Origin of the sequence: Bradyrhizobium sp. B097 (assembly GCF_038957035.1) — a bacterium.
In the GTDB taxonomy this organism is placed as follows: Bacteria; Pseudomonadota; Alphaproteobacteria; order Rhizobiales; family Xanthobacteraceae; genus Bradyrhizobium.
The window spans coordinates 7,682,212-7,702,814 of record NZ_CP152412.1 but is presented as its reverse complement, the minus strand read 5'-3'; the positions used below and the strand labels follow the sequence as shown (position 1 = coordinate 7,702,814).

At 65.2% G+C, this 20,603-nt stretch carries 24 protein-coding genes and 1 riboswitch; of the genes, 11 read left to right on the top strand and 13 right to left on the bottom strand.

The window, feature by feature from the left end; translation table 11 throughout:
• Window positions 1-4: 4 nt before the first annotated feature.
• Window positions 5-727 (bottom strand): response regulator transcription factor, encoded by a 723-nt coding sequence (locus AAFG07_RS35370; protein ID WP_342729338.1) that lies wholly within the window; start codon window positions 725-727, stop codon window positions 5-7.
• A gap of 2 nt (window positions 728-729) precedes the next feature.
• The gene (locus AAFG07_RS35365; RefSeq protein ID WP_162240923.1) at window positions 730-1,254 is read right to left on the bottom strand and encodes a MarR family transcriptional regulator; all 525 of its coding nucleotides are present in this window, start codon (window positions 1,252-1,254) and stop codon (window positions 730-732) included.
• Window positions 1,255-1,608: 354 nt separating this feature from the next.
• Here AAFG07_RS35365 and AAFG07_RS35360 point away from each other — a divergent pair, with 354 nt between their 5' ends.
• The 5 genes from AAFG07_RS35360 to AAFG07_RS35340 all read left to right on the top strand — a co-directional run bounded on the left by AAFG07_RS35360 (window position 1,609) and on the right by AAFG07_RS35340 (window position 5,870).
• On the top strand, window positions 1,609-2,688 hold the full coding sequence (locus tag AAFG07_RS35360; RefSeq protein WP_342724290.1) for a branched-chain amino acid aminotransferase: 1,080 nt from the start codon (window positions 1,609-1,611) through the stop codon (window positions 2,686-2,688).
• 209 nt (window positions 2,689-2,897) lie between these two features.
• Window positions 2,898-3,404, top strand: coding sequence for a DUF2314 domain-containing protein (locus AAFG07_RS35355; RefSeq protein WP_342724289.1), 507 nt, complete (start codon window positions 2,898-2,900; stop codon window positions 3,402-3,404).
• 73 nt (window positions 3,405-3,477) lie between these two features.
• Window positions 3,478-4,992, top strand: coding sequence for a histidine--tRNA ligase (hisS, locus tag AAFG07_RS35350; protein ID WP_342724288.1), 1,515 nt, complete (start codon window positions 3,478-3,480; stop codon window positions 4,990-4,992).
• A gap of 113 nt (window positions 4,993-5,105) precedes the next feature.
• Window positions 5,106-5,309: a tautomerase family protein gene (locus AAFG07_RS35345; protein WP_044538952.1), complete on the top strand. Its 204-nt coding sequence runs from the start codon at window positions 5,106-5,108 to the stop codon at window positions 5,307-5,309.
• Window positions 5,310-5,474: 165 nt separating this feature from the next.
• Entirely contained in the window at window positions 5,475-5,870 is a 396-nt protein-coding gene (locus AAFG07_RS35340; RefSeq protein WP_342724287.1) for a hotdog domain-containing protein, read from the top strand.
• A gap of 127 nt (window positions 5,871-5,997) precedes the next feature.
• Here the strand turns inward: AAFG07_RS35340 and proC are convergent, their stop codons facing one another.
• Together proC and AAFG07_RS35330 are read right to left on the bottom strand one after the other, a co-directional pair.
• Window positions 5,998-6,762: a pyrroline-5-carboxylate reductase gene (proC, locus tag AAFG07_RS35335; RefSeq protein ID WP_342729337.1), complete on the bottom strand. Its 765-nt coding sequence runs from the start codon at window positions 6,760-6,762 to the stop codon at window positions 5,998-6,000.
• A 221-nt stretch (window positions 6,763-6,983) separates the two neighbouring features.
• Window positions 6,984-7,484, bottom strand: a complete 501-nt coding sequence (locus tag AAFG07_RS35330) for a YbjN domain-containing protein (protein WP_016844492.1) — start codon at window positions 7,482-7,484, stop codon at window positions 6,984-6,986.
• Between the two features lie 444 nt (window positions 7,485-7,928).
• A riboswitch (FMN riboswitch) is annotated at window positions 7,929-8,083 on the top strand.
• Window positions 8,084-8,160: 77 nt separating this feature from the next.
• On the opposite strand from AAFG07_RS35330, the gene AAFG07_RS35325 reads away from it, so the two are divergent.
• Window positions 8,161-8,742 (top strand): 6,7-dimethyl-8-ribityllumazine synthase, encoded by a 582-nt coding sequence (locus AAFG07_RS35325; RefSeq protein ID WP_342724286.1) that lies wholly within the window; start codon window positions 8,161-8,163, stop codon window positions 8,740-8,742.
• A 178-nt stretch (window positions 8,743-8,920) separates the two neighbouring features.
• On the top strand, window positions 8,921-9,727 hold the full coding sequence (locus AAFG07_RS35320) for an SDR family oxidoreductase (RefSeq protein WP_342724285.1): 807 nt from the start codon (window positions 8,921-8,923) through the stop codon (window positions 9,725-9,727).
• 164 nt (window positions 9,728-9,891) lie between these two features.
• On the opposite strand, the gene AAFG07_RS35315 is transcribed toward AAFG07_RS35320, so the two are convergent.
• From AAFG07_RS35315 to AAFG07_RS35280, 8 genes are all read right to left on the bottom strand, one after another.
• Entirely contained in the window at window positions 9,892-10,845 is a 954-nt protein-coding gene (locus AAFG07_RS35315) for a ribose-phosphate pyrophosphokinase (RefSeq protein ID WP_171948021.1), read from the bottom strand.
• 178 nt (window positions 10,846-11,023) lie between these two features.
• A complete protein-coding gene (locus AAFG07_RS35310) occupies window positions 11,024-11,623 on the bottom strand; it encodes a hypothetical protein (protein ID WP_342724284.1) in 600 nt (199 codons plus the stop codon).
• A gap of 109 nt (window positions 11,624-11,732) precedes the next feature.
• Window positions 11,733-12,665 carry a MerR family transcriptional regulator gene (locus tag AAFG07_RS35305; RefSeq protein WP_342724283.1) on the bottom strand — a complete coding sequence of 311 codons (933 nt, stop codon included), beginning with the start codon at window positions 12,663-12,665 and terminating at the stop codon, window positions 11,733-11,735.
• 74 nt (window positions 12,666-12,739) lie between these two features.
• Window positions 12,740-13,507, bottom strand: coding sequence for a peptidoglycan editing factor PgeF (gene pgeF, locus AAFG07_RS35300; RefSeq protein WP_342724282.1), 768 nt, complete (start codon window positions 13,505-13,507; stop codon window positions 12,740-12,742).
• The gene (locus AAFG07_RS35295; protein WP_342729336.1) at window positions 13,504-14,562 is read right to left on the bottom strand and encodes an SAM-dependent methyltransferase; all 1,059 of its coding nucleotides are present in this window, start codon (window positions 14,560-14,562) and stop codon (window positions 13,504-13,506) included. The genes pgeF and AAFG07_RS35295 overlap by 4 nt, the downstream gene beginning before the upstream one ends.
• An 84-nt stretch (window positions 14,563-14,646) precedes the next feature.
• The gene (gene lgt / locus AAFG07_RS35290; RefSeq protein ID WP_342724281.1) at window positions 14,647-15,489 is read right to left on the bottom strand and encodes a prolipoprotein diacylglyceryl transferase; all 843 of its coding nucleotides are present in this window, start codon (window positions 15,487-15,489) and stop codon (window positions 14,647-14,649) included.
• Window positions 15,490-15,494: 5 nt separating this feature from the next.
• Window positions 15,495-15,986 (bottom strand): GNAT family N-acetyltransferase, encoded by a 492-nt coding sequence (locus AAFG07_RS35285; protein ID WP_342724280.1) that lies wholly within the window; start codon window positions 15,984-15,986, stop codon window positions 15,495-15,497.
• A gap of 15 nt (window positions 15,987-16,001) precedes the next feature.
• Window positions 16,002-16,733: a dienelactone hydrolase family protein gene (locus tag AAFG07_RS35280; RefSeq protein ID WP_342724279.1), complete on the bottom strand. Its 732-nt coding sequence runs from the start codon at window positions 16,731-16,733 to the stop codon at window positions 16,002-16,004.
• Window positions 16,734-16,911: 178 nt separating this feature from the next.
• Between AAFG07_RS35280 and AAFG07_RS35275 the strand changes: the two genes are divergently transcribed.
• From AAFG07_RS35275 to ychF, 4 genes are all read left to right on the top strand, one after another.
• Complete coding sequence (locus AAFG07_RS35275; protein WP_342724278.1) at window positions 16,912-17,172, top strand: accessory factor UbiK family protein; 261 nt, start codon at window positions 16,912-16,914, stop codon at window positions 17,170-17,172.
• Between the two features lie 266 nt (window positions 17,173-17,438).
• Window positions 17,439-18,164, top strand: a complete 726-nt coding sequence (locus AAFG07_RS35270) for a 50S ribosomal protein L25/general stress protein Ctc (protein ID WP_176529303.1) — start codon at window positions 17,439-17,441, stop codon at window positions 18,162-18,164.
• A 55-nt stretch (window positions 18,165-18,219) separates the two neighbouring features.
• Complete coding sequence (pth, locus tag AAFG07_RS35265) at window positions 18,220-18,825, top strand: aminoacyl-tRNA hydrolase (RefSeq protein ID WP_342724277.1); 606 nt, start codon at window positions 18,220-18,222, stop codon at window positions 18,823-18,825.
• A 131-nt stretch (window positions 18,826-18,956) separates the two neighbouring features.
• Window positions 18,957-20,054 (top strand): redox-regulated ATPase YchF, encoded by a 1,098-nt coding sequence (gene ychF / locus AAFG07_RS35260; RefSeq protein ID WP_342724276.1) that lies wholly within the window; start codon window positions 18,957-18,959, stop codon window positions 20,052-20,054.
• A 194-nt stretch (window positions 20,055-20,248) separates the two neighbouring features.
• Here ychF and AAFG07_RS35255 read toward each other — a convergent pair whose 3' ends face one another.
• A complete protein-coding gene (locus AAFG07_RS35255) occupies window positions 20,249-20,524 on the bottom strand; it encodes a metal-sensitive transcriptional regulator (protein ID WP_092124125.1) in 276 nt (91 codons plus the stop codon).
• Window positions 20,525-20,603: the final 79 nt, after the last annotated feature.

The following is a 20,603-nucleotide window of genomic DNA, read 5'->3' as shown; positions in this document are numbered from 1 at the left end:
CATCTTACGGCGAGGCGACCAGGCGATAGCCGATGCCGCGTACCGCCTGCAGGAACAGCGGATTGGCGGGATCGTGCTCGATCTTGCGGCGCAGGCGGTTGATCTGCACGTCGACCGCGCGCTCGTTGACGGTGCCGCCGCTGGTCAGCTCGCCGCGCGGCACGGTCTCGCCGGGGGCGCTTGCGAGGATACGCAGCATCTCGCGCTCGCGGTCGGTGAGATGGATGATCTCCTCGCCCTGGCGCAGCTCGCTGCGTTCGATGTGGAAGATGTAGGGGCCGAACGCGATCTGCTCGATCACCGTGACCTGCGGCGGCGCGGTGCGCTTGAGGATATTGCCGATGCGCAGCACCAGCTCGCGCGGCTCGAACGGCTTGGCGACATAGTCGTCGGCGCCGATCTGCAGGCCCTCGATGCGGGCTTCCGCCTCATGGCGGGCGGTCAGCATGATGATCGGCACCGTCGAGGAGGTGCGGATGAAGCGGGCGAGGTCGAAGCCGTTCTCGCCGGGCATCATCACGTCGAGGATGAGCAGGTCGAAATGCAGCCCGAGCAGCTTGGCGCGCGCGTCGGTGGCGCTCATGGCCGTCGTGACGCGATAGCCTTCGCCGGAGAGAAAGCGCGACAACAGGTCGCGAATGCGCCGGTCGTCGTCGACCAGCAGGAGATGCGGCGCATCGTCGGCCGGCTCGACCGGCGTGCGCATCAGGGTTGCAGCCTGCACCAGGTTCACTCCCTTGTTTTTTTGCCGCCGCCGAAGATCGCTTCGAGCACCTTGTCGGGATCGTCGCGGTCGATCATCGCGCGGAGGAATTGGCGAACCGTCTCGACGCCGGCCGGATCGATGCCGGCGATGGCGCGGTTGATGCGGTCGGTCTGCAGCCCTGCGAGCTTGGCGACCAGCGCCTCGCCCTTCGGCGTTGCGTAGAGCAGGCGCTGCCGGCGGTCGTTGTTGCCGGTCTTCTGCACGATGTAGCCTTCGTCCAGCAGTTGCTTGAGCACGCGTCCGAGCGACTGCTTGGTGATGCGCAGGACGTCGAGCAGGTCGGCGACCTTCAGGCCGGGATAGCGGGTGACGAAGTGGATGACGCGGTGGTGGGCGCGGCCGAAGCCGAACGCCTCCAGTTCCTGGTCGGCGTCGCCGACAAAGTCACGGTAGGCGAAGAACAACAGCTCGATGATGTCCCAGCGCAGGTCGCGGCCGCCCGCCGCAGGAGCGTGATCATCTCCCTGCGAATCGGGCTTGGCAGCCATGCCTGAGATATTTATGTCAGTCATATTGACGTATCTTGGGTTCAATGTTACAAAACTGCCTGTCACGACGAAACATTAGATCGTTCCGTCCGCGACAGCGTTTGAGGCGGCCTGAAAAAGCCTGTGAGGCGGTTTGGGCCGCAAATTGGACTACCGTGCGATTGTCGAGCGGCATTTCGGCAAACATACTGGACTTCAGCACTCCGCAAAAGCATGTCTAAACGGCATGTTGGCGATGGAAACCGGCCGGGTTGCCGGCGGTGGTGAAGTTCGCACCAGCCGAGCCTGATGGCTCCGGGGGAAACAGGCCGTCGCCCGGTATGGCGCCGGTTTCGACAGCGGAAAGCAAGAAAAATGACTTTGAAATTCGACATCCAGCCTTCGCCGAACGCCACGTCCGACAAGGATCGTGCGGCGAAGCTCGTGGACCCGGGCTTCGGCCGCGTCTTTACCGACCACATGGCGATCGTCCGCTACAGCCAGGGCAAGGGGTGGCACAGCGCCCGCGTCGAGGCACGTGCGAATTTTCCGCTCGATCCGGCTGGCGCGGTGCTGCACTACGCCCAGGAGATTTTCGAAGGTCTCAAGGCCTACCGGCGCGACGATGGCGGTGTGAACCTGTTCCGTCCCGACGCCAATGCCCGGCGCTTCCACGATTCGGCCGATCGCATGGCGATGGCGCCGCTGCCCGAGGACGTGTTCATCGAGGCGGTCGAGCAGCTGGTGCGGATGGATCGCGCCTGGATCCCGGGCGGCGAGGGCAGTCTCTATCTGCGGCCATTCATGATCGCGAGCGAGGTCTTCCTCGGCGTGAAGCCGTCGGCGGAATACATCTTCTCCGTCATCGCTTCGCCGGTCGGCTCCTACTTCAAGGGCGGTCCCGCGCCGGTGTCGATCTGGGTGTCGGAGAATTATACGCGGGCCGCGATCGGTGGCACCGGCGCCGTCAAGTGCGGCGGCAATTATGCCGCAAGCCTGCGCGCGCAGGCCGAAGCGATCGAGCGCGGTTGCGACCAGGTCGTGTTCCTTGATGCGATCGAGCGCCGCTACATCGAGGAGCTCGGCGGCATGAACATCTTCTTCGCCTTCGACGACGGCTCGCTGCTGACGCCGCCGCTCGGCACCATCCTGCCCGGCATCACTCGCGACTCGATCATCGCGCTTGCCAAGGATACCGGCACGCGCGTGCGCGAGGAGCCCTACACGATCCAGCAATGGCGCACTGATGCCGCCAGCGGCAAGCTGAAGGAGGCTTTCGCCTGCGGCACCGCGGCCGTGATCTCGCCGATCGGCAAGGTGTGCTCGGCGAGCGGCGACTTCCAGATCAGCGGCGGCGTCGCCGGCCCGGTCGCGATGGGCCTGCGCAAGAAGCTGGTCGACATCCAGTACGGTCGCACCAACGACCCGCATAATTGGATCAGGAACGTCGGCTGACACTGCGGTTCCACCGCTGACCTGCTTCGATTTGGCGCCTCTTCCTGTGCAGGGGAGAGGCGCTTTCGCTTTGGGACACCGACAAGCCGACGCTTCGCTTCGGTCGTCATTTTTCCGTGTTGTCTGCCGTCATCGTATGAACGGCCTGCCGCGAGCGCGCGACCAAGTCTCGCCTCCCGCTTCAAACAATCCCTCACTTGCGTGATGACATGACCAAAACTCCCGTAACACGTCTGATCTGTGCCGTGCTGATTGCGGCTGCGTTCGCGCTCACCGGAACCAACACGGCGCGCGCCGAGGACCACTCGCCTGTGATCGATGTCCGTACGGCCGACCCGGAGATGAACGCCGCGATCAGCCGTGCGCGCGAGACGCTTCCGGCGTTCTGGGCCTCCTATGAGGCGCCCAAGCCGTCGGAGACCCAGCACTCGCTCAAGGTCCGTTTTCCGACCCATCGCAACGAGGGCGAGCACATCTGGATGCGCGAGGTGAAGAAGCTGCCGAGCGGCGGCTATTCCGGCCGGTTCGCCAACCAGCCACGCGATTTGCCGGGCAAGCGGGCCGGCGACCTCGCCGAGTTCAAGCAGGCCGACATCTCCGACTGGATGTTCATGCGCAACGGCAAGATCGTCGGCGGCGAGACCATCAAGCCCCTGCTGAAATCGATGCCGAAGGCCGACGCCGACGCGCTTCGCGCGCGGATGGAGCAGTCCTGAGGACCGGTGTTCGGCGGCGGCGGAGGCGCAGAGCCGGGTTGCCGCCTTGCGCGTCCGCTGGTAAACGCCGCCAATGGCCGAGAAACCCAAAAAACCCCAGAAACTGAAGGCGCGCCTGCCGCGCGGGCTGGAAGATCGCGGCCCGGCCGCGATCAATGCCACGCGGGCGATGGTCGAGAAGATCCGCGCCGTCTACGAGCTCTACGGCTTCGAGCCGGTGGAGACGCCGGCGATGGAATATACCGACGCGCTCGGCAAATTCCTGCCCGACCAGGACCGGCCCAACGAGGGCGTGTTCTCGTTCCAGGACGATGACGAGCAGTGGATCTCGCTGCGCTACGACCTGACCGCGCCGCTCGCGCGCTATGTCGCGGAGAACTTCGACGCACTGCCGAAGCCTTATCGGTCCTATCGGTTCGGTTATGTCTTCCGCAACGAGAAGCCGGGTCCCGGCCGCTTCCGCCAGTTCATGCAGTTCGATGCCGATACGGTCGGCTCGGCGACGTCGGCGGCCGACGCCGAGATTTGCATGATGGCGGCCGACACGATGGAAGCGCTGGGGATTCCGCGCGGCTCCTATGTCGTGAAGGTGAACAACCGCAAGGTGCTCGACGGCGTGCTCGAGGCGATCGGTCTCGGCGGCGACGAGAACGCAGGCCGCAGGCTCACGGTGCTGCGCGCGATCGACAAGCTCGACAAGTTTCCTGCCGATGAGGTTCGCAAGCTGCTCGGTCCCGGGCGGTGGGATGGCGGCGAAGAGGGCAAGGGCGACTTTACCAAGGGCGCCGAGCTGAGCCCGGCGGATGCCGATATCGTTCTGGCCGTCACGCAGAAGCGCGACGATTGGAAAGACGCCATCGCTGCGGCCGAGACCTACCTCGCGAAGAGTGAAGTTGGTCAGGCCGGGGTGAGCGAGCTCGAAGAGATCGCGAAACTGGTCGCTGCGTCGGGCTATGGCGCGGATCGCATCCGCATCGACCCCACCGTCGTTCGCGGCCTCGAATACTACACCGGCCCGGTCTACGAGGTTGAGCTGCTGCTCGACACCAAGGACGAGAAGGGCCGCCCGGTTCGGTTCGGCTCGGTCGGTGGCGGCGGCCGCTACGACGGCCTCGTCTCGCGCTTCCGCGGCGAGCCAGTGCCTGCCACCGGCTTCTCGATCGGCGTCTCGCGGCTGCAGGCCGCGCTGACGATGCTCGGCCAACTCGATACGCAGGCCGGGTTCGGGCCCGTCGTCGTCACCGTGTTCGATCGCGACCGCGTCGCCGATTACCAGAAGATGGTTGCCCAGCTGCGCCAGGCCGGCATCCGCGCCGAGCTCTATCTCGGCAACCCGAAGAACATGGGCAACCAGCTCAAATATGCCGACCGCCGCAACTCGCCCTGCGTGATCATCCAGGGCTCCGATGAGAAGGCGCGCGGCGAGGTGCAGATCAAGGATTTGATCGAGGGCGCCAAGGCGGCGGCCGCGATCGCGTCCAATCAGGAATGGCGCGAAACGCGCCCCGCCCAGTTCTCTTGCGCAGAGGCCGACCTGGTCGCCAAGGTTCGCGAGGTGCTCGCGCGGCACGACGTGAACTGGGGATAGCTGGTTTGTCATGCGCGGGCTTGACCCGCGCATCCATCTTCAAAAAGATGGCGCACCAGCCAAACCGGCAGACGACCGGTTTGCGCGTCAACAACAACCAGGGAGTTATTCCGATGCCCGAGATCACTGTCAGCATGGCCGCCGGCCGCACCGACGAACAGAAGGCCGGCATGATGCGCGACATCACCCAGGCGTTGGTGAAGAACCTCGGCGTCGACGCCGATGCCGTCGTGATCCAGATCAATGAAGCGCCGCTGCATCACAAGATGAAGGGCGGCAAGACCTTCGTCGAGCGCGCGGCTGCGGCGAAGAAATAGCCCTTATCTCTCCACGGGTCGTCCCTGCGAAAGCAGGGACCCATAACCACCGATGCCGCTGATTGGCAAAGGCTGCGGCCCCAGCCATCGACCAACTGAAATTCGTGGTTATGGGTCCCGGGTCGCGCTTCGCTTGCCCGGGACGACAGTCTCCTTGAGGCGCTAATGGACGCACGCGACTTCATCAAGATCGGCATGAGCGCCGAGCGCATGCTCGTGGTGCCGCCGGAGCGTACGGTCGGGCATTTCGTGCCCGGCATGCCGATGGTCTATGCGACGCCGATGATGATCCTCGAAATGGAGATGGCGTCGGGCGATGCCATCCGCGCTGCGCTGCAGCCCGGCTGGGTCACGGTCGGGACCGAGGTCGATATCCGCCATCTCGCCGCCGCGCTCGTCGGCGCCACCGTACGAACCACTGCAAAGGTGATCGCGGTCGAGCGCCGCGTGATCCGTTTCGCGGTCGAGGCCTTTGAGGGCACGCGCAAGCTCGGCGAAGGCCGCCACGCCCGCGGTTTGATCAATGTCGAGAGTTTCAACAAGCGCCTCGGCGCGGCCTAGACCGCACATTCAGACGTCATCCTGATGAGCGCGTAGCGCGTCTCGAAGGATGGGCCACGGGCCGCGCACCCTTCGAGGCTCGCTTTCGCTCGCACCTCAGGGTGACGGGCAGGGAGTGTACTCGCAGCTACTTCGCCAATTCCTTCGAGCGTCGGGTCGCGGCGGCGATCGCGCGGGTCATCAGCGGCTGCATGCCGTCGCTCGCCATCAGCACCTCGAGCGCGGCAGCGGTGGTGCCGCCGGGCGAGGTGACATTCTGCCGCAGCGTCGCCGACGGCAGATCCGAGCGATGCAGCAACTCGCCGGAGCCGGCGACGGTCGCGCGCGCCAGCGTGGTCGCGAGCTGCTCGGGCAGGCCGGCCGCGACGCCGGCGCGGGCGAGCTCCTCGGCGAGCAGGAAGACATAGGCCGGGCCGGAGCCGGAGACCGCGGTCACCGCGTCCATCAGGCCTTCATCGTCGACCCATTCGACCAGCCCGGTCGCCTTCAGCAGCGCGTCGGTCATGGCGCGCTGCGCGGCGGTGACGCGCTTTGAGGGCACCGCGACCGTGATGCCGCGGCCGATCGCCGCCGGAGTATTCGGCATCGCGCGCACCACTGCGCCGCCGACTACGTCTTCCAGCGCTGACATCGTCGTGCCGGCCATGATCGAGACCACGAGTGTCGACGGACCGACCAGCGCCTTCAGCGCGGCGCCGGCGTCGCGGAACGATTGCGGCTTCACGGCGACGACCAGCGTGTCGACCGTGCCGAGCTCCGTCGCCAGCGGATTGAGCCGCACGCCCTTCGCCGCAAGCGCGGAGATCTCAGGCGAAAGATGCGGATCGATCACCGCGACCTGCTTGGGCGAGAGGCCCTGCGCAAGCCAGCCGGTCAGCATTGCGCCGCCCATCTTGCCCGCGCCCGCAAGCGCGATGGTGCCGGTCGTATTTTTCAGTGCGCTGCTTGTGTTCACAGGTGTCACCGCTCGTCGTCCCGGCGAAGGCCGGGACCCATAACCGCAGGTGGTTCTAGTAAAGCGAAGCGGGCGCCACAAGCAGTTTGCTCAACCACTGGGGCCGCGGAGTATGGGTCCCGGCTTTCGCCGGGACGACACTGAGCATGCGGACGCGGTTACGCCTCGCCCTCGGTGTCGAACATTGCGGCGGCCATCGCCTCGGCGGTCGACTTGCCGGCCCACACTACGAACTGGAACGCCGGATAATAGCGCTCGCAGGCATGGATCGCGTTCACCACCATGGCCTCGCATTGCGCGGTGGAGGCGGTGAGGCCGCCGGGCAGCACCAGCGCCTGACGATGCATCACCATGCCGGTGTGGGTCCACAGGTCGAAATGGCCGACCCATAGTTGTTCGTTGATCGCGGCGACCAGCCGCTGCACTTCGGCGCGGCGCGCTTGCGGCATCTTCATGTCGAAGGCGCATGCGAGATGCAGCGCCTCGATCTCTCCCATCCAGGTGAAGGAGAGCTGATAATCGATCCAGTCTCCCTTGGAGACGATCGTCACCTCGTCTTCGCCGGAACGCTCGAACGCCCAGTTGTTGTCGGTGGCGATATCTTCGACCACCGCAAGCGGGTTGTTCCGGGAATCGATAATGCTTTCGAGGAGGGACATGCCGTCTCGGACCTTGTTCTTATGATCGCTTGATACGCACACGGAAGCCGGCACTTGCGACATACTGCGTCGTGGCCGAGTGCAGTTCCTTGACCGGGCTTCCGGATGCCCCTGGACCTGACGCCGATGAAGTGATGTGATTTGCGGAATCCGCGCAACCGCACGCCGAGTCCGTCCACAGCCAAAGCGCGCATCGTCCACAGCTGATCTCCGCCACACTTGTGATTTTGCGAACAAATCGGAATCTAGGCGTTCGCGTAACGATTTATTAACCATTGGCAGGCGCTTCGCCGCACACGTGAATCAGCCTTTCGGGCGCTCACATCTCTCTGCAAGGGCCGCAGCGCGCTCATGGGGACATGCCGTTTCCCCATGCCAAAGGTGCTTGCCCAGCTGTCGCGGTTTGGTCATATTTCGCCTCAGGCACGTCCATCCCGGGCGTGCCGATGTTCTCAGGGCGGGGTGAAAATCCCCACCGGCGGTAAAGGGTGATGAGCCCAAGCCCGCGAGCGCCTTCTTCCGCGAAGCCGGAGGAAGGGTCAGCAGATTCGGTGCAATTCCGAAGCCGACGGTTACAGTCCGGATGAAAGAGAACGGTTGCGGCAGCCAACGCGATTTCGTGTGGGCTTGTGTCGTTGTCCGTATGCCCTGATTCTGGTCCTGAAAGAGGAAAGCCATGAATCAGATGTTGCAAGACCAAGACGTTCAAGCTTCTCAAGACCAAACCCCCGAAGCAGCAAGCGCTCCCGATACGCCGGCTCGTCCGCCGGCGCCGGAGCATCCGCACTTCGCCAAGCCGCAGCGCGTTGCCTTCGTGCAGTCGTCCTGGCATCGCGATGTGGTGGAAGAGTGCCGCATCTCCTTCCTGAAGGAGATCGAGGCGCGCCACATCACCAACGTCGACGTGTTCGAGGTGCCGGGCTCGTTCGAGATCCCGCTGCATGCGCAGCTGCTGGCGAAGACCCGCCGCTACACCGCGATCGTCGCGGCCGGGCTGGTCGTCGATGGCGGCATCTACCGCCACGAATTTGTCGCCGATACCGTGATCAAGGCGCTGATGGATGTGCAGTTGCGCACCGAGGTGCCGGTGTTCTCGGCGGTGCTGACGCCGCAGCAATTCCACGAGACCGAGGTGCATTACGACTTCTTCCGCAAGCACTTCGTGATCAAGGGGATCGAGGTCGCGGAAGCCTGCGCCAACACGCTGCTCAGCCTCGAACGGCTGCGCGGCCAGGTCGCGGCGGGAATACCTGGCTAGCGCGCATGATCCGGAAAAGTGCGAAGCGGTTTTCCGAAAAGATCATGCGCAGATAAGAAGCGCGTCAATAGTTCAAGGCCCGACGCAAAAGCGATTCCGGCTGCGTGCCGGGATCGCTCGCGCAGCCGGCGCGTTCGGTTATGCTTGCCGGCATAATCAGAACGCGCGGGAGGCGCCCATGACTGAACAACAAGCTTCCGACTGGCTCGGCCTGTCGGGCCGCGTTGCCGTCGTCACCGGCGGAGGCGGCGGCATCGGCCGCGCCACCGCCGTCAGTTTCGCGCGCGCCGGCGCCAGGGTCGCCGCGCTCGATCGCGACGAGCGCGGGCTGGCTGAGACCAAGGCGAAGCTTCGCGAGTTCGGCGATGGTCATCTCGTCGCAAGCTGCGACACGACCAGCGAGGACAACGTCGCGGCTGCGGCCGATGCCGTCGCACGCACGCTTGGTCCGTGCGACATCCTCGTCAACACCGCGGCGGTGCTGCGTCCCGGCGGGCTCGATACGCTGCCGCTCGCCGAATGGAATGCGGTGCTGGCGGTCAACCTCACCGGCTATTTCATCTGCGCGCAGGCGTTCGGCCGCCAGATGCGCAAGGCCGGTCGCGGCAGCCTCATCCACGTCGCCTCGATCGCCGCCAGCAATGCGCAGGGGCAGAGCGGCGCCTACAGCGTCAGCAAGGCCGCCGTCGTGATGCTCTCGCAGCAGCTCGCCGCCGAATGGGGACCGCACGGCATCCGCAGCAATGTGGTCAGCCCGGGCCTCGTCGTCACGCCGATGAGCCAGGCGTTCTACGACACGCCCGGGGTTACCGAGCGGCGCACCGCCGTGGTGCCGATGCGCCGGATCGGCGCGCCGCAGGACATGGCGGACGCGACCCTGTTCCTGGCGAGCGACCGCGCGTCCTACGTCAATGGTGAGGAGATCATCGTCGACGGCGGCTATGCGCGGACGCTGATGAGCCATGTGCCGCGGCCGGGGTTTTGAGTTGCTGGCCGCTGCCGCAAACTCGGTGTCGTCCCTGCGAAAGCAGGGACCCATAACCACAGGATCTTATTGTGGGCGCCCGATGTGGCCCCAGCCTTCGCAACAACGGGAATTGGTGGTTATGGGTCCCGGCTCAAGGCCGGGACGACAGCGAGTATGCGGCCCTAATCGAACAGGCTGGAGACCGACTCTTCCGCTGCGGTGCGGCCGATCGCTTCGGCGATCAGGCCGGCGATCGAGATCTGGCGGATGTTCGGCGCCTTGTTGACGGCTTCCGTCGGCAGGATCGAGTCGGTGATGACCAGTTCCTTCAGCCGCGACGAGGCAATCCGCGCGGCGGCGCCGCCGGACAGCACGCCGTGGGTGATGTAGGCCGAGACTTCCTTGGCGCCGTGCGCGATCAGCGCCTCGGCCGCGTTCACCAGCGTGCCGCCGGAGTCCACGATGTCGTCGACCAGGATGCAGTTGTAGCCGGCGACGTCGCCGATCACGTTCATCACCTCGGACTCGCCGGGGCGCTCGCGGCGCTTGTCGACGATCGCAAGCGGGGTGTTAATGCGCTTGGCGAGGCCGCGGGCCCGCGCCACGCCGCCGACGTCGGGCGACACCACCATCACCTTGGCGAGGTCGAACTTCTCTCTGATGTCGCGCACCATCAGGGGCGCCGCGAACAGATTGTCGGTCGGGATGTCGAAGAAGCCCTGGATCTGGCCGGCGTGCAGGTCGAGCGTCATGACGCGATCGACGCCGGAGTGCGAGATCAGGTTGGCGACGAGCTTGGCCGAGATCGGCGTACGCGAGCCGGACCTTCGATCCTGCCTGGCGTAGCCGAAATAGGGCACCACCGCGGTGATGCGGCGCGCCGAGGAACGGCGCAACGCGTCGGTGATGATCAAAAGCTCCATCAGATTGTCGTTGGCCGGATACGACGTCGACTGAATGATGAACATGTCCGAACCGCGGACGTTCTCCTGGATCTCGACGAAGATCTCCATATCGGCGAAGCGCCGGACCACGGCCTTGGTCAGTTCGATGCCAAGTCCCTTGGCAATGTCCTGCGCCAGCGCAGGATTGGAGTTGCCGGCGACGAGCTTGATTGATCCGTTCTTTGCCGACATCGATGCTTCCCCCCGCGCCTTGCTGGATACGACGTTCAGCATCTCAAGTCCTTACGGAACCGGCGGGTTTTCGGTGCGCGAGGGAATATCAGGCAGGCGGCGCCGATGGCAACCCATTAGGCGCTTCGGCCCACGTTTTCCTGGGCAAAAAACGCCTTTCCCCGGGAGATTCCGGGGGTTAGTTGGCGGAATAGCTGAGTGCCACGGTTTCGGGGGCCGGGGCGCTGACCATCGCTGGCCCGCGGAGCTCCGGTGCCGGGGCGGGCGCCGGGCCGCCATTGATCATGCTGGACAGGCCGCTGAGGCCGGCCTGGGCGATCTTGCGCAGCACCAGTTCGTCGGCGGCGGCCCAGGCGTCGCGGCCGGCCTTGCCGGCGGGCTCCTCGCCGGACAGCCGGAGCGCCCGTTGCTGGTTGCTGTCGTAGACGTCCCAGACCCACGCGATCATGGTGCGGCCGCGCACCACCTGCGCCGACAGATAGCTGCGCACGCGATAGGCCGCGGTGGCCTGGCGCGAGACGATCGACAGGCTGCGCAGCTTGGATTCGCTGTCGAGCACGCCGACCATGCGGTCGAAGACCTGGGGCGGCGGACCGTCGATCGATTCGAACGCGACGGTTGCGCCGCCGCTCGCAGGCGTCGCCATTGCGTAGGAGTCGGCCACGTTGCCGCCGGCCGCGCATCCGCCAAGTGCGCAGCCAATCGCCAGCCATGTGGCTGCGATCGCTGCACGCACGACTGTCCCAGTTTGAAACTGGTGGTTTGACGCTTCCCTCATTGCGTCCTGCGATATCGTTAAAACGGCTTAACGTCTAGGGCAGGACGGCCACAGCACTTAACAGTCGACTGGTCAGGCGCCGCGAGGGGGGGCAGGATCGAATTCCTCGTCAGTCAGCGAGATGATGCCGCATGGCATCGACGATCCAGGCCCATTCCCGGTTCGGGCTGCTGTCGGGCCGCTGCCCCCGCATGATAGCGACCAACTCCCAATAGCGTGCGGCGCGGTCGTCATGCTGGGCGTATTTGGCGCGAAGCCAGTTGCGGAAATCCAGGTCGGGCTGCCGGCCCATCAATCGAGCCGAGGCTTCCAGCCATTGTCGCGCGATCGCGCTGCCGGTGTCAGACGTTGGTTCGAGCCCGTCGTCGATCGCCTGCTTTGCCTCGCGCACAATGGCGTCGCTTGCAGCCTGGCAGGCCTCCATATCGAAGGCGTCGCGATCCCAGGCGTCGCTGGCGTTCGCGCGCATTTTGGCGATGAAGGAGGGATCGTTGAGGATCGACGACAGCTCGATCCAGGCATCGCATTGCTCGGGTGTCGGCTCGTCGGGCAGTTCGGGCACCGTCGTCTCGATCATCTGCCGGACCCATTTCCGGTCGATGTTGATGCCGTCGGACACTTTCTTGAAAAAGTGTTCGACGACGTTGCGGCGCTCAGTGCGGGATAGCTGCGTCATGGTCAGGAATCTCCTCAGATCTGCTTCGGTGAGTTGCGGTGAACGCAACGCAGCCCGCAGGGCCGAGGCGACGCGGCGCTGGGCCGCGATCTCCGCTTCCAGCGTTTCGAGACGGAGCTTCAGCGCCTCGACCAGCGAGAGTTCCTTGCTCAGGACCTCACGGATGGCGTCGAGACCGAGCCCCGCATCGCGCAGGCAACGGATCAGGTCGAGGCGAACCAGTTCGTCGTCGGTGAAGACGCGATAGCCGCTCGCGGTGCGGCCGGCCGGCGGCAGCAACCCCTGGTCCGCATAGAAGCGGAGCCTGCGGACGGAAATTCCGCTGAGCCGCGCCGCCTCGCCGATGCTGTAGGTGCGTTGTGTCATGCGCCGCTTGTCCGGTCTCCAGCAGGTGGAGAGTCAAGACGCTTGTCGCACAAAAATGATGAAGACGCCCGGCGTCAGCCTTCCAGCGCGATGGCGTGAACGTGCCGGCCGTAATCGGCTTCCTTGCGGTGCACGGAGCGGCGGTAGCTGAAGCAGCGCTCGTCGGAATAGGTGTCGATCCCGAGATCGTCGATCATCAGCACGCCGGCATTTTCCAGCCGCATCCGGATGAAGCCGGCGAGATCGAACATCGCGTGGCCGTCGCGTTCGGCGGGCATGAAGAACATGCCGTTCTCGGCATCGGCCTCGATGAAGCGTTCGATGAATTCGTTTCCGACCTCGTAGGACTCCTTGCGGATCAGCGGGCCGATGGCGGCGACGATGCCGCCGCGGTCGGCGCCGAGCTTTTCCATCGCATCGATGGTCGATTCCAGCACGCCGGTCAGCGCGCCCTTCCAGCCGGCATGCGCCGCGCCGATCACCCGCGCATGGGGATCGACGAACAGGATCGGGCCGCAGTCGGCCGTCGTGACCGAGATCGCAAGCCCTTCTGTGCGTGTGACGAGCGCGTCCGCCTTCGGGCGCACCGCGCCATTCCATGGTCCGGTCACGGCCACGACGTCGGGCGAGTGCACCTGATGCACGCTGATGAAGTGATCGAGCGGCACGCCGAGCTGCTCTGCCATCCGCCGCCGGTTCTCGGCGACCTTGGCGGGATCGTCGTGCGAGCCGAGCCCGCCATTGAGGCCGGCATAGATACCCTCGGAGACGCCGCCCTCGCGCGAGAAGAAGGCGTGGCGCAGGCCCGGAATGGCCGACAGCAGCGGTGATCCCAATGTCATTGTTCGGTCTCGTCAGGCTGATCGCTGAGGCCAGCGATCGAGGTGAGGCGCGGGTCGGAGATGGCCATGACCTTGAACATCGAGCCCATCCCGCCGCGTCCGGAATCGGTCAGGCGCTTCAGCGCGCCGGCAATGTCGGCGGAGACCTCGGGTGAGGCTTTTGCCATCAATCCGGCGGCACGGGCCTCGACGCCGAGGCGCTTGAGGAAGTCGCCCTGCGTCGCCGGCCCGTGGACGCGCGCGCCGACATCCTCGGCGGCCCGCGCCAGGGCCTGGAAATCGACATGCGCCGTCACGTCGGCCTGTCCCGGGTTCCTCAGCGGGTCGGCGAAGCTGTGCCGCGCGATCGCCTGGAAGGTGTCGCCGGCGTCGCTGCGCAGATGGCCGTAATCGATGATCAGCGCGGCGCCGTCCTGGTCGCGCAGGCGCGTTGCGAGCTTCATGATCTCGCTGTCGGGCCGCCATTCGAACACCGCGCCGAGCGGGGCGGCGCGCACCAGCGGCGGCAGCAGCACCTCGAAGTGCGGTGTCGGCTCGGCGGCGGGCGCGAAATACAGGTTGCCATTGGCATCCATCCCGACCGTGCGTTCGTGCCAGCCGGTCTCGCGGCGGACCATCTGGTGGATCGGCAGCACGTCAAAATATTCGTTGGCGAGGATCACCGCCGGTCCCTCCGGCACGTCGTCGATGCTGTCGTGCCAGGTGATGTTGCGCACGCCGGTCAGCGTGGCATGCTGCTTCTCGCGCAGCACCGGATTGACCTCGACGAGGTGGATGCTGAGCGACTGGTAAAGCGGCGGCAGCACGCGCAGCGCACGCAGCGCATCCGACATCATGGTGCCGCGGCCGGGCCCGAGCTCGATCAGGCGGAGCGTGTCCGGCGAGCCGATCGCGCGCCAGATCGAGGCGCTCCACAGCCCGAGCAGTTCACCGAACATCTGGCTGACCTCGGGCGCCGTGGTGAAATCGCCCTCGCGGCCGAGCGGATCGCGCGACAAATAGTAGCCGTAGCGCGGATGCATCAGGCACAATTCCATGTAGCGCCAGACCGGCATCGGCCCGGACAGCTTGATCAGCTTCCTGATCTCATCCAGCAGTGGGGAGGGTTCGCTCACGGCCTTCCTTGGATTGCTCTCGCTCTACGTTGAACTCGGCGCCGGCCCGTTCGCCCCGCGGCGAACGGCGGCCGTGATGATGATAGCGCCCACAATGATCATTGGCACCGACAGCAGCATCCCCATCGTTAATCCGCCCCACAGGAATCCGAGCTGCGGATCGGGCTCCCTGAAATGCTCGCCGATGATCCGGGCAATGCCGTAGATCGCAATGAAGCTGCCGAGGATCAGGCCGGGCCGCTTGAGCGCCCCCATCCGGATCATGATCGCCAATGCCGTGAACAGAACGATGCCCTCGAGCCCGGCCTCGTAGAGCTGGCTCGGATGGCGCGGCAGCGGTCCGCCATTGGGGAAGATCATGGCCCAGGGCACGCTTGGATCGGCGTGACGGCCCCACAATTCGCTGTTGATGAAATTGGCCAGCCGGCCGAGGAACAGCCCGATCGGCGCGACCGCGGTGGTGATGTCGCCGAGCGACAGGATCGGGATGTTGTTGCGGCGGGCGAACAGCATCACCGCGGCGACGCAGCCGAGGAAGCCGCCGTGGAACGACATGCCGCCCTTCCATAATTCGAGGATCTCGGACGGGTGCGCGATGAAGAAGGGCAGGTTGTAGAACAGCACGTAGCCGGTGCGGCCGCCGACGATGATGCCGATGGTGACCCAGAGGATGAAATCGTCGAGCTGCGGCAGCGTGATCGGCGCCGGGCCGCCCCACAGCCGCTGCTTCTTGATCAGCGAGCGGGCATAGATCCAGCCCAGCACGATGCCGACGATATAGGCCAGCGCGTACCAGCGGATCACGATCGGCCCAAGCGCGAGCGCGACGGGGTTGAACACCGGAAAGTCGATCAGCAGGAACGGCATCGGGATCAGAGCGCTTTCGTGTAGACGGCGTAGGGCACGCCATGAATGGGCGGAGCGTCATGCACCTTGCTGAAGCCCATCCTGAGATACATCGGCAAGGCGACCGTCATGATGGGGCTCGTGTGAAGCGCAATGGTCCGGCACCGGTCGCGCCGCGCCTTGGCGAGGCATTCCGACGTCAACGCATGCCCGAGTCCCTTCCCCCTGTCGACCGGGTCGACCACCAGCATGCGAATGACCGGCCATGCCTGATCGAAGAATGCGGCCTTTTTGACGCCGGGCCCAAAATAGCCGACCGCGCCGGCCAGCCGGTTACCGAGCTCGGCGACGATGATCTCGCCGCCGGAACTCAATTCAGAAGTTTTTGACAGGCCGGCACGCATCGCCGGCCAGTCGTTGAAGGCGTCGCGGAATTGCTCGAAGGCGGTCGCCGCAAGCCGGTTCACCTCGTCGGCGTCGGAGCTTCGGTAGTCTCGAATGCGCGCGGCCTCCGCCATCCCGTGCTTCGGGCCTCAGACCAGGTTGCGGCGATAGAGCGCGAGCAGCCGCTCCCAATGGCGTTCGGCGGCGTCGCGGTCGTAGACAGGGCGCTTGGGGAAGGCGAAGCCGTGATGGGTGCCGGGATAGATCTCGACCTCGTTGTTCGAGCCCTTCATGCCCGCCTTCACCTGCTCGATGATCTCCACTGGGGCGTAGATGTCGGTCTCGGCGCAGGCGAAATAGAGCTCGGCCTTGGTCTTCTGCGCAGCGAGATGCGGGCTGTCAGGCTGGTCGGTCGCCAGATGCGTGCCGTAGACCGAGGCGGCGGCCTTGACGCGATCGGCGAAATGCGTCGCCGCGTTCACGGCATAGCGGCCGCTCATGCAGTAGCCGACGGTGCCGATGATCCCAGTGTTGGCGGCCTTCTGCGTCTCGGCGTAGGCGAGCAGGCCCTTGGTGTCTTCCATGACCAGCGGAATGTTGAGCGAGTGCATCAGCTCGAACATGCGCTTGCGCTCGGGCGATTGCGGATCGGGATTGATCGGGCCGAGCTCCATCGCGCCGGCGCGGTAATACATATTGGGCAGCATCACATAATAGCCCGACGTGCCGAGCCGGCGCGCCATGTCGCGCAGCTCCTCGCGGATACCAGGCGCATCCATGTAGAAGATGACGACAGGGAAGGGGCCGCCGCGTTCGGGATGGGTGATGAAGGTGGTGGTTTTGCCGTCCTTGGTCCGGATCTCGACGGTCTGCTCGATCATGGCGTTTCTGCTCGCGTTATGTGTGCGATTTCTGTTGTGAGTTCATACGATTGCAAGGAAACCGGAGCATGACAAGGCAAGTGCCCGTAAGGTCCGCCATTCGCGGCGGACTTGAACCGGATGGCGGGGATCGCCATTGTCTTTTGCGCAAGCCAGTGAACGCGGAGAGTTTTGCCAGATGACCCAGACCAGCAACCGGTTTTTCGATGAGATCGGCCGTCTGATGAACGACGCCGCGGGCGCAGCCCAGGGCGTCAAGCGTGAGGTCGACACGGTCATGCGCAACCAGGCCGAACGGATCCTGCGCGACCTCGATGTGGTCAAGCGCGAGGAATTCGACGCGGTCAAGGACATGGCCCGCCTGGCGCGCGAGGAGAACGAGGCGCTGAAGGCGAGGATCACGGCGCTGGAAGCCAAGCTCGGCGGTTCGGCGGGTTGACGGACGCCGCGTAGCCCGGATGGAGCGAAGCGCAATCCGGGGCCACTGCCTCAGCGGGGCCAGCCCCCGGATTTCGCTTCGCTCCATCCGGGCTACGATCCTCCCTCGGCAACCCAAGAAAAATCCCTTCATTTCCTTGTCATTTCGGCCCTTTGGGGCTAAAAGCCCGCCACGTCCGCGGCCCCCGCACCCCTGGAGGCTTGCTGTGGATCTGAGCATGGGCCGCGCTGCGGCCTTTAACTTTTTAAATACAAGGACTTAACGCTATGGCGACCGTCAAGGAATTGAAGGCGACCGCGCGTCCGAAGAGCGGCAAGGGGGCCGCCCGGGCAGAGCGTCGCGCCGGGAGAGTTCCCGGAGTGATCTACGGAGACAACCAGCCCCCCGTCACCATCTCGGTCGACGATCGTGAACTGCGCCAGCGCATCCTGGCGGGCCGGTTCCTGACCACGATCTATGACATCGACCTCGAGGGCAAGAAGCACCGCGTGATTCCGCGCGACTTCCACCTCGACCCCGTGAAGGACTTCCCGCTCCATGTCGACTTCATGCGGCTCGGTGAAGGCGCGACCATCCGCGTCAGCGTGCCGCTGCACGTCGTGAACGCGGAAACCGCCCCCGGCATCAAGCGCGGCGGCACGGTGAACATCGTCACCCACGCGCTCGACCTCGAGTGCGCGGTCGACAACATTCCGCAATACATCGAAGTCGACGTCGGCAGCCTCGAGATCAGCTACTCCCTGCATCTCTCCGAGGTCACGCTGCCCAAGGGCGTGAAGTCGCTGACCCGCGAGGACGCGACGCTGGTCACCATCGTGCCGCCGTCCGGCTACGCCGAAGAGCAGAAGGCCGCAGCTGCGGCGGCTGCTGGTGGCGCTGCTCCGGCCGCGGGTGCTGCAGCTCCGGCCGCTGCGGCGGCTCCGGCTGCGGGCGCTGCGGCTCCGGCGGCGGGTGCCAAGGCTCCCGCCGGCGGTGGCGACAAGAAGAAGTAATCGATCAGGTCGGCGCGCGATCGTCTGATGGCGCGCCGACGTGGGATGCCGCGCCATGCGCCTTTTTGTCGGTCTCGGTAATCCTGGCGCGAAATACGCCAGCAACCGGCACAATATCGGTTTTCTGGCGGTCGACGAGATTGCACGGCGTCATGGTTTCGGACCATGGCGCCGTCGCTTTCAGGGCGAGGCGTCCGAAGGCGTGGTCGATCGTGAGAAGGTCGTGCTGCTGAAGCCGGCCACCTACATGAACGAGTCCGGGCGCGCGGTGCAGGAAGCGGCGAACTTCTTCAAGCTCGCCCCCGCCGACATCACCGTATTCCAGGACGAGCTCGAACTGCCGCCCGCCAAGGTGCGCGTCAAGATCGGCGGCGGGATCGCCGGCCATAACGGGCTGCGCTCGATCTCCGCACATATCGGCAACGAATATCGGCGGGTGCGGCTCGGGATCGGTCATCCCGGCGTCAAGGAGCTCGTGCACAGCCACGTGCTGTCGGACTTCGCCAAGAGCGACCGGGCGTGGGTGGAGGCCTTGTGCCAGGCCGTCGCCGACAATGCCGGCCTGCTGGCTGCGGGGCACGACGCCTCGTTCGCCAACAAGGTGCATCTGACGATGCAGGCCAAGGGATTTTTCGACACCAAGGACGAGGGGCCGAAGTAGACCCTCATCATCGCCGGGCTCGGCCCGGCGATCCATTTTTCCAAGTGGGATGGATACGCGGGTCAAGCCCGCGTATGACGACCTCAGTCATTCAACCGTGCAGCGTGAGCGCGCGAGAGATCGGGACAAACATGGGATTCAAATGCGGGATCGTCGGGCTGCCGAACGTCGGCAAGTCGACACTGTTCAATGCACTGACCGAGACGGCGGCCGCCCAGGCGGCGAATTATCCGTTCTGCACCATCGAGCCGAACGTCGGCGAGGTGGCGGTGCCCGATCCGCGGCTGGAGAAGCTCGCAACGGTCGCGAAGTCCGGGCAGATCATCCCGACCCGGCTGACCTTCGTCGATATCGCGGGCCTGGTGCGCGGCGCATCGCAGGGTGAGGGTCTCGGCAACCAGTTCCTTGCCAACATCCGCGAGGTCGACGCGATCGCCCACGTGGTGCGCTGCTTCGAGGATTCCGACATCACCCATGTCGAGGGCAAGATCGCGCCGCTCGCCGATATCGAGACCATCGAGACCGAGCTGATGCTGTCCGACCTCGACAGCCTGGAGAAGCGCGTCGACAATTTGTCGAAAAAGGCCAAGGGCAACGACAAGGAAGCCAAGGAGCAGCTCGAGCTCGTCAACCGCGCGCTGGTGCTGTTGCGCGACGGCAAGCCGGCGCGGGGGCTCGAGCGCAAGCCGGAGGAGGAGCGCGCATTCCGCATGCTCGGGCTCCTGACCTCGAAGCCCGTGCTCTATGTCTGCAACGTCGAGGAGGGCTCGGCCAAGGACGGCAACAATTTCTCCAAGGCGGTGTTCGAGCAAGCCAAGAAGGAAGGCGCGGTCGCGGTCGTGATCTCGGCCAAGATCGAATCCGAGATTGCGACGCTGTCGCGCGCCGAGCGCGCCGAGTTCCTGGAAACGCTAGGCCTTGAAGAGGCCGGTCTCGACCGCTTGATCCGCGCCGGCTACCAGCTGCTCGACCTCATCACCTATTTCACGGTCGGCCCGAAGGAAGCCCGCGCCTGGACCATCGACCGCGGCACCAAGGCGCCCGCCGCCGCCGGCGTGATCCATACCGATTTCGAGAAGGGCTTCATCCGCGCCGAGACCATCGCGTATGAGGATTACATCGCCGGCAACGGCGAAGCCGGCGCCCGCGATGCCGGCAAGCTGCGGCTTGAAGGCAAGGACTACGTCGTCGCCGACGGCGACGTCATGCATTTCCGCTTCAATACCTGAGCGCGGTCTCGCTTCGGTTTCTCCATTCGTCGTCCCGGGCAAGCGAAGCGCGACCCGGGACCCATAACCACAGGGCGTTGTTGTTGCGCGACGCTGTGGCCCCAGCCCGCTTCATCCCCACGTCCTGTGGTTATGGGTCCCTGCTTTCGCAGGGACGACACTGAGTGTGCGGATAGCGCACAGCCAAACAGCGCTCACCGGTCCGCGCGGCCGATCACATCCATCAGCTCTGCGATCTTGCGCCGCTGGTCGGCCTTGTCGCCGGACGAGATCGCATGCTCGACGCAATGGGCGACATGATCGCGCAGGACCTCTTCCTCGACGCGGCGCAGCGCCGCGCGCGCGGCCGCGATCTGCGTCACCACGTCGATGCAATAGCGGTCTTCCTCGACCATGGCGGCCAACCCCCGGATCTGACCTTCGATCCGTTTGAGCCGTTTTAAACAGGATGTCTTGACCTCGTCTCTCATAGGTCTCATATACCCCCCTAGGGTATACAAATCAAGAGGCCGGGATAGCGGCCGGGAAGAGTCTCGTGGCACACGCAGA

Bases quoted from the DNA above. Each gene is read 5' to 3' on its own strand.
- AAFG07_RS35330 (WP_016844492.1), bottom strand. From the start codon at position 7,484: ATGTCCCTCCTCGAAAGCATTATCGATTCCCGGAACAACCCGCTTGCG.
- AAFG07_RS35325 (WP_342724286.1), top strand. From the start codon at position 8,161: ATGAATCAGATGTTGCAAGACCAAGACGTTCAAGCTTCTCAAGACCAA.
- AAFG07_RS35365 (WP_162240923.1), bottom strand. From the start codon at position 1,254: ATGGCTGCCAAGCCCGATTCGCAGGGAGATGATCACGCTCCTGCGGCG.
- AAFG07_RS35275 (WP_342724278.1), top strand. From the start codon at position 16,912: ATGACCCAGACCAGCAACCGGTTTTTCGATGAGATCGGCCGTCTGATG.
- pgeF (WP_342724282.1), bottom strand. From the start codon at position 13,507: ATGACATTGGGATCACCGCTGCTGTCGGCCATTCCGGGCCTGCGCCAC.
- AAFG07_RS35285 (WP_342724280.1), bottom strand. From the start codon at position 15,986: ATGGCGGAGGCCGCGCGCATTCGAGACTACCGAAGCTCCGACGCCGAC.
- AAFG07_RS35305 (WP_342724283.1), bottom strand. From the start codon at position 12,665: ATGACACAACGCACCTACAGCATCGGCGAGGCGGCGCGGCTCAGCGGA.
- AAFG07_RS35255 (WP_092124125.1), bottom strand. From the start codon at position 20,524: ATGAGAGACGAGGTCAAGACATCCTGTTTAAAACGGCTCAAACGGATC.
- hisS (WP_342724288.1), top strand. From the start codon at position 3,478: ATGGCCGAGAAACCCAAAAAACCCCAGAAACTGAAGGCGCGCCTGCCG.
- ychF (WP_342724276.1), top strand. From the start codon at position 18,957: ATGGGATTCAAATGCGGGATCGTCGGGCTGCCGAACGTCGGCAAGTCG.
- AAFG07_RS35360 (WP_342724290.1), top strand. From the start codon at position 1,609: ATGACTTTGAAATTCGACATCCAGCCTTCGCCGAACGCCACGTCCGAC.
- AAFG07_RS35345 (WP_044538952.1), top strand. From the start codon at position 5,106: ATGCCCGAGATCACTGTCAGCATGGCCGCCGGCCGCACCGACGAACAG.
- AAFG07_RS35295 (WP_342729336.1), bottom strand. From the start codon at position 14,562: ATGCCGGTCTGGCGCTACATGGAATTGTGCCTGATGCATCCGCGCTAC.
- AAFG07_RS35340 (WP_342724287.1), top strand. From the start codon at position 5,475: ATGGACGCACGCGACTTCATCAAGATCGGCATGAGCGCCGAGCGCATG.
- AAFG07_RS35355 (WP_342724289.1), top strand. From the start codon at position 2,898: ATGACCAAAACTCCCGTAACACGTCTGATCTGTGCCGTGCTGATTGCG.
- AAFG07_RS35320 (WP_342724285.1), top strand. From the start codon at position 8,921: ATGACTGAACAACAAGCTTCCGACTGGCTCGGCCTGTCGGGCCGCGTT.
- proC (WP_342729337.1), bottom strand. From the start codon at position 6,762: ATGGGCGGCGCAATGCTGACCGGCTGGCTTGCGCAGGGCCTCTCGCCC.
- lgt (WP_342724281.1), bottom strand. From the start codon at position 15,489: ATGCCGTTCCTGCTGATCGACTTTCCGGTGTTCAACCCCGTCGCGCTC.
- AAFG07_RS35280 (WP_342724279.1), bottom strand. From the start codon at position 16,733: ATGATCGAGCAGACCGTCGAGATCCGGACCAAGGACGGCAAAACCACC.
- AAFG07_RS35310 (WP_342724284.1), bottom strand. From the start codon at position 11,623: ATGAGGGAAGCGTCAAACCACCAGTTTCAAACTGGGACAGTCGTGCGT.
- AAFG07_RS35270 (WP_176529303.1), top strand. From the start codon at position 17,439: ATGGCGACCGTCAAGGAATTGAAGGCGACCGCGCGTCCGAAGAGCGGC.
- pth (WP_342724277.1), top strand. From the start codon at position 18,220: ATGCGCCTTTTTGTCGGTCTCGGTAATCCTGGCGCGAAATACGCCAGC.
- AAFG07_RS35315 (WP_171948021.1), bottom strand. From the start codon at position 10,845: ATGTCGGCAAAGAACGGATCAATCAAGCTCGTCGCCGGCAACTCCAAT.